At 71.7% G+C, this 5,663-nt stretch carries 4 protein-coding genes and 1 pseudogene; 4 read left to right on the top strand and 1 reads right to left on the bottom strand.

Annotation, left to right across the window (positions count from 1 at the left end; translation table 11 throughout):
* The coding region (locus tag G3I19_RS33935) for an FAD-dependent oxidoreductase (protein WP_203600940.1) at positions 1-1,179 on the top strand (1,179 nt) is incomplete at its 5' end.
* Between the two features lie 202 nt (positions 1,180-1,381).
* On the opposite strand, the gene G3I19_RS33930 is transcribed toward G3I19_RS33935, so the two are convergent.
* Complete coding sequence (locus tag G3I19_RS33930) at positions 1,382-3,004, bottom strand: acyl-CoA synthetase (RefSeq protein WP_164267549.1); 1,623 nt, start codon at positions 3,002-3,004, stop codon at positions 1,382-1,384.
* 206 nt (positions 3,005-3,210) lie between these two features.
* On the opposite strand from G3I19_RS33930, the gene G3I19_RS33925 reads away from it, so the two are divergent.
* From G3I19_RS33925 to G3I19_RS33915, 3 genes and pseudogenes are all read left to right on the top strand, one after another.
* Complete coding sequence (locus G3I19_RS33925; RefSeq protein ID WP_164267548.1) at positions 3,211-4,011, top strand: crotonase/enoyl-CoA hydratase family protein; 801 nt, start codon at positions 3,211-3,213, stop codon at positions 4,009-4,011.
* A 105-nt stretch (positions 4,012-4,116) separates the two neighbouring features.
* Positions 4,117-5,088: an OB-fold nucleic acid binding domain-containing protein gene (locus tag G3I19_RS33920; RefSeq protein ID WP_164267547.1), complete on the top strand. Its 972-nt coding sequence runs from the start codon at positions 4,117-4,119 to the stop codon at positions 5,086-5,088.
* Positions 5,088-5,663: pseudogene (locus G3I19_RS33915) on the top strand (lipid-transfer protein); the annotation flags it as partial. The gene G3I19_RS33920 and the pseudogene G3I19_RS33915, both read left to right, overlap by 1 nt.

Here is a 5,663-nt window from a genome sequence, read left to right as displayed (position 1 = left end):
GCGTCCGCCGCGGGCCTCGCGACGGCGGAGGGGCTGCGCCGCTCGGGATACGACGGCGAGCTGGTGCTCGTGGGCGAGGAGGAGCACCTTCCGTACGACCGCCCGCCGCTCTCCAAGCAGTTGCTCGCCGGTGAGTGGGGAGCCGAGCGGGTCCTGCTGCGGAGTGCGGAGGCGCTGGCCGGACTGGACATCGAGCTGCGCCCCCGCACCCGGGCCCAGGCCCTCGACCGGGCCGCCCGGGAGGTACGTACCGGCGACGGCGGCACCATCGGCTATGACGCGCTCGTCGTCGCCACCGGGGTCCGCCCCCGGGTGCTCCCGGGCACGGAAGGCGTCGCGGGTGTCCACCTCCTGCGCACCCTGGACGACGCGACCGCGCTGCGTGAGTCGCTCGCGGGCCGCCCGCATCTGGTGATCGTCGGCGGCGGGTTCATCGGCGCCGAGGCAGCGGCCGTGGCGCGCGCGGCGGGCTGCGAGGTCACGCTGGTGACCGACGGGCCGGTGCCGCTCGCCGACGCGGTCGGCCACGACATCGGGAGCATGCTGACGGACCTCCACCACGAACACGGCGTACGGACCGTGACCGGGGCGCTCGTCGAGAGCGTCACCACCGACGATGGCCGTGCCACGGGCGTACGCCTCGCCGACGGCCGCACCCTCGCGGCGGACGCGGTCCTCGTCGGCATCGGGGCGCGGCCCAACACCGAATGGCTCGCCGGCAGCGGGATCGGCCTCGGCAACGGTGTCGAGTGCGATGCCACCCTCCGTGCCGCCGAACACATCTGGGCGGCCGGGGACGTGGCGTCCTGGCCCGACCCGGTGACGGGGGAGCGGCTGCGTATCGAGCACCGCACCAACGCGTCCGAACAGGGCCTCGCGGTCGCCCGCAACATCCTCGCCGGGGACGCTGCCACCCCCTTCACCACCGTGCCGTACGTCTGGTCCGACCAGTACGACCTCAAGGTCCAGATCCACGGCAGGACCCGGGGCGCCGACCTGGTGCACATCGTCGAAGGAAGCCTGGCCGAACGGAAGTTCACCGCCCTGCTCGCCCGCGGCGGACACGTCTGCGGTGCGGTCGGGGTGAACATGATCCGTCCGCTGCGCGCCCTGCGGCCCCTGGTCGCGGCCCGTACGCCGTGGGCGGAGGCACTCGTCACACAGGCGGCCGGGGCCTGAGCCCCAGCCCCGTCGCACGACCGCAGAGCCACCGCCGGCCACCCCAGGCCGACAGTGCGACCCGCTTCCCGCTCACCGGGGAAGCGGGTCCGCCACGGTGCCGTCCCGGCCGCCGGGCCGCACGATGACCAGGGCGAGCAGCGCACCGGCGCCGCACACCGCACCGATGGCGACCCACAGCGGGTCGTACGAGCCCCACGGTTCAGTCGGCGGCGACCGCCACCCCGCGCGCCCAGCGGTAGTCGGCCTTGCCGCTCGGTGAACGCTGGATCTCCGGTGCGATCACCAGCTGCCTCGGCACCTTGTACCCGGCGATCCTGCTGCGGCAGTGTGCCTGGATGGCGTCGAGGCTCGGCTCGGCGGCCCCCGGGCGTATCTGCACCACCGCCGCCACATGGTTGCCCCAGCGGGCGTCCGGCACCCCCGCCACCAGGGCGTCGTACACATCGGGGTGGGACTTGAGCGCCTGCTCGACCTCTTCCGGATAGACCTTCTCGCCACCGGTGTTGATGCACTGCGAGCCGCGCCCGAGGACGGTGACGATGCCCTCCTCGTCGACGGTCGCCATGTCGCCGAGCAGCACCCACCGCTCGCCGTCGGTCTGGAAGAAGGTCTCGGCCGTCTTCTCCGGGTCGTTGTAGTAGCCGAGCGGGACATGTCCGCGCTGCGCGATCCGGCCCACCTCGCCGACGGCCACCTGCCGGTACGTGGCCGGATCGACCACCGCCGTACGGGAGTTCATCCGCAGCCTGAACCCCTTGTCGGGGCCCGAGTCGGGGGTCGCGGTGCCGTTGAAACCGGACTCCGAGGAGCCGAAGTTGTTCAGCAGCATCGCGTTCGGCACCAGCTCCTGGAACTGTGCCCGCACCGTCTCCGACATGATGGCGCCCGAACTGGAGACGCTGAACAGCGACGAGCAGTCGGTGCCGCTGAGCGGACCGGTGAGCGCGTCGATCAGCGGCCGCAGCATGGCGTCGCCGACCAGCGAGACACTGGTGACCTTCTCCTTCTCGATGGTACGGAGCACCTCGTCCGGCGCGAACTTCCGGTGGATCACGATCCGCTGGCCGAAGTTGAACGCGATGAAGGCGGTCAGGGTCGATGTGCCGTGCATCAGCGGGGGAGTGGGGAAGAAGGTGATGCCGTCACCGCCCGCGGCCACCCGCTCGGCCAGCTCCTCCGGTGCGCCGACCGGTTCGCCCGTCGGAGCGCCGCCGCCGAGCCCGGAGAAAAACAGGTCCTCCGCCCGCCACATCACCCCCTTGGGCATCCCGGTGGTGCCTCCGGTGTAGATGATGAACTGGTCGTCGGCGGACCGGGGCCCGAAACCGCGCTCCGGCGAACCGGCCGCCTCCGCTGCGGTGTACGCGACCGGGCGCAGGCCGGGCTCCGGCGCGCCTTCGGGGGCTTCGCCGACCCGGATCAGATGGCGCAGCTTCTCCGTCTTGGGCAGCGCGGCAGCGACCCGCTCGGTGAACTCGCCGTCGAAGACCAGCGCCGCCAGATCCGCGTCCCGGTAGAGGTAGACCAGCTCCTCTTCCACGTAGCGGTAGTTGACGTTGACGGGGACGATGCGCGCCTTGAGGCAGGCGAGCACGGTCTGCAGATACTCCACCCCGTTGTAGAGGTGCAGGCCCAGGTGCTCTCCCGGGCGGATGCCGCTGTCGATCAGATGGTGCGCGACCCGGTTGGCCGCGGTGTCCAGCGCGGCGTAGGTGAGCCTGCGTTCCGCGCCCGTACCGGGATGGTCGATGAACACGAGCGCCTCGCGGTCCGGAACCGCGTCGACGACGGACTCGAACAGGTCGGCAAGGTTGTACTCCACCACATCTCCTGACGCCGGCGTTCAGTGACCCGGCGTCATTACAGCCCCGCACGGGGAAAGTGGGAAGGCCCCTCGCGAAGAAATCTGACTGAGTGTCAGAAAACTATTGAACTGCGACCCCGCCTCCTGCAACCTGTCTACGCGCCGCTCGCCGATCCGGCTCACATCCTCAGAGGGCGCCCAGGTCTTGAGACGGGAGGACGGTCATGGGTGGTACGGAACACCTCACCGTACGGCGCGAAGGCGCCACACTGGTGCTCACTCTGAACAGGCCGGAGGCGAAGAACGCGCTCTCGCTGCCGATGCTGGTCGGGCTCTACGACGGCTGGCTGGCGGCCGACGAGGACGACGAGGTCCGCTCGGTGGTCCTCACCGGAGCGGGCGGAGCCTTCTGCGCCGGCATGGACCTCAAGGCCCTGGCAGGCGCCGGGATGGCGGGCGAGCAGTACCGCGACCGGCTCAAAGCAGATCCCGACCTGCACTGGAAGGCGATGCTGCGCCACCACCGGCCCCGCAAACCGGTGATCGCCGCGGTCGAGGGGTACTGCGTCGCCGGAGGCACCGAGATCCTCCAGGGCACCGACATCAGGGTCGGCGCGGAGAGCGCCACCTTCGGGCTCTTCGAGGTCAGGCGCGGCCTGTTCCCGATCGGCGGCTCCACGGTCCGCCTGCAACGCCAGATCCCGCGCACCCACGCACTGGAGATGCTGCTCACCGGCCGCCCGTACACCGCGGCCGAAGCGGCGGCCATCGGCCTCATCGGCCATGTGGTGCCCGACGGTACGGCGCTGGAGAAGGCCCTGGAGATCGCCGGGCGGATCAACGAGTGCGGGCCGCTGGCCGTCGAAGCCGTCAAGGCGTCGGTCTACGAGACGGCCGAACTGACCGAGACCGAGGGCCTGAAGGCCGAACTGGACCGCGGCTGGCCCGTCTTCGACACCGCCGACGCCAAGGAGGGCTCACGCGCCTTCGCCGAGAAGCGGCCGCCCGTCTACCGCAGGGCCTGACCACCGCATCCCCGCGCCGGTCCCGCCCGGCACCGGTTCCCCTTCCGACGCTCCGGCACCCGCCGGACGAGCCCCCGCCCGCAGCGGAGAATTTGGAGCCCACCCATGACAGCCGCTCCCTCACCGGAGGTGCTCCGCGCCCCCCTCGTCGTCGAATTCCCCTTCACCCGCTCCCTCGGACCCGTGCAGAGCGCCTTCCTCACCGGGCTGCGCGAGCGCACCGTACTGGGGGTGCGGACCGGCGACGGCAAGGTGCTCGTCCCACCGGTCGAGTACGACCCCGTCACCGCCGACGAGATACGCGACCTGGTCGAGGTCGCTCCCACCGGCACCGTCACCACCTGGGCCTGGAACGAGTCACCGCGCCGCGGCCAGCCACTCGCGACCCCCTTCGCCTGGGTCCTGGTGAAACTCGACGGCGCCGACACCGCCCTGCTGCACGCACTCGACGCCCCAGGACCCGACAGCGTCCACTCGGGGCAGCGCGTACGGATCCGCTGGGCCGCCGAACGCGTGGGCGCCATCACGGACATCGCCTGCTTCGAGCCCTGCGGAAGCGGGAGCGAGGCCGCCGGGAGCGCCGGCCCGCCCGCACACAGCGGACTGTTCGACGACGCCGTCACCGGCATCGTCGCCCCCGCCCGCCTCGACTACGTCTACAGCCCCGGCCGCGCACAGAGCGACTACATCAACGCGCTCGCCGACCGTAGGACCGTCGGAGAGCGCTGCCCCTCCTGCGCCAAGGTCTACGTACCGCCGCGCGGCGCCTGCCCCACCTGCGGGGTGGCGACGACCGACCGGGTCGAGGTCGGCCCGGCCGGCACCCTCACCACGTACTGCATCGTCAACATCAAGGCCCGCGGCCTCGACATCGAAGTGCCCTACGTCTACGGGCACATCGCGCTGGACGGCGCCGGCCTGGCCCTGCACGGACGGATCGGCGGCATCCCGTACGACCAGGTGCGGATGGGGCTGCGCGTCGAGCCGGTGTGGACCGAAGGCGCCCGCTTCCCCGACCACTACCGGCCCACCGGTGAGCCGGACGCCGACTACGACACGTACAAGGAGCTGATCTGATGCGGGACGTGGCGATCGTCGCCTTCGCGCAGAGCGACCACCGGCGGCGCACCGACGAGTGCTCCGAGGTCGAGATGGTGATGCCGGTCCTGCACAGCGTGCTCGCGCAGACCGGGCTGAAGACCAGCGACATCGGCTTCACCTGCTCCGGGTCGAGCGACTACCTCGCGGGCCGGGCCTTCTCCTTCACGATGACCCTCGACGGGGTCGGGGCCTGGCCCCCGATCTCCGAGTCCCACGTGGAGATGGACGGAGCCTGGGCGCTGTACGAGGCGTGGGTGAAGCTCCTGACCGGCGAGGCGGACACCGCACTCGTCTACTCCTACGGCAAGTCGTCGCCCGGCTCCGTCAGGGACGTGCTGACCCGCCAGCTCGACCCCTACTACGTGGCCCCGCTCTGGCCCGACTCCGTGGCACTCGCCGCGCTCCAGGCGCAGGCGCTGATCGACACGGGCGAGACCGACGAGCCCGCACTCGCCGGGGTCGCGGCCCGCAGCCGCGGGGACGCGGCAGGCAACCCGCACGCCCAACTGCCCGGCGCCAGGCCGCAGGGCGACTACCTGGTGCGGCCGCTG

Origin of the sequence: Streptomyces sp. SID10853, from assembly GCF_010548145.1 — a bacterium.
In the GTDB taxonomy this organism is placed as follows: Bacteria; Actinomycetota; Actinomycetes; order Streptomycetales; family Streptomycetaceae; genus Streptomyces.
Note: the sequence above shows the minus strand (reverse complement) of the source record. Positions and strands in the feature narration are given on the sequence as shown.

What these genes read in the sequence shown, in the direction of transcription:
- G3I19_RS33925 (WP_164267548.1), top strand. Translation starts at nt 3,211, where the DNA reads ATGGGTGGTACGGAACACCTCACCGTACGGCGCGAAGGCGCCACACTG.
- G3I19_RS33920 (WP_164267547.1), top strand. Translation starts at nt 4,117, where the DNA reads ATGACAGCCGCTCCCTCACCGGAGGTGCTCCGCGCCCCCCTCGTCGTC.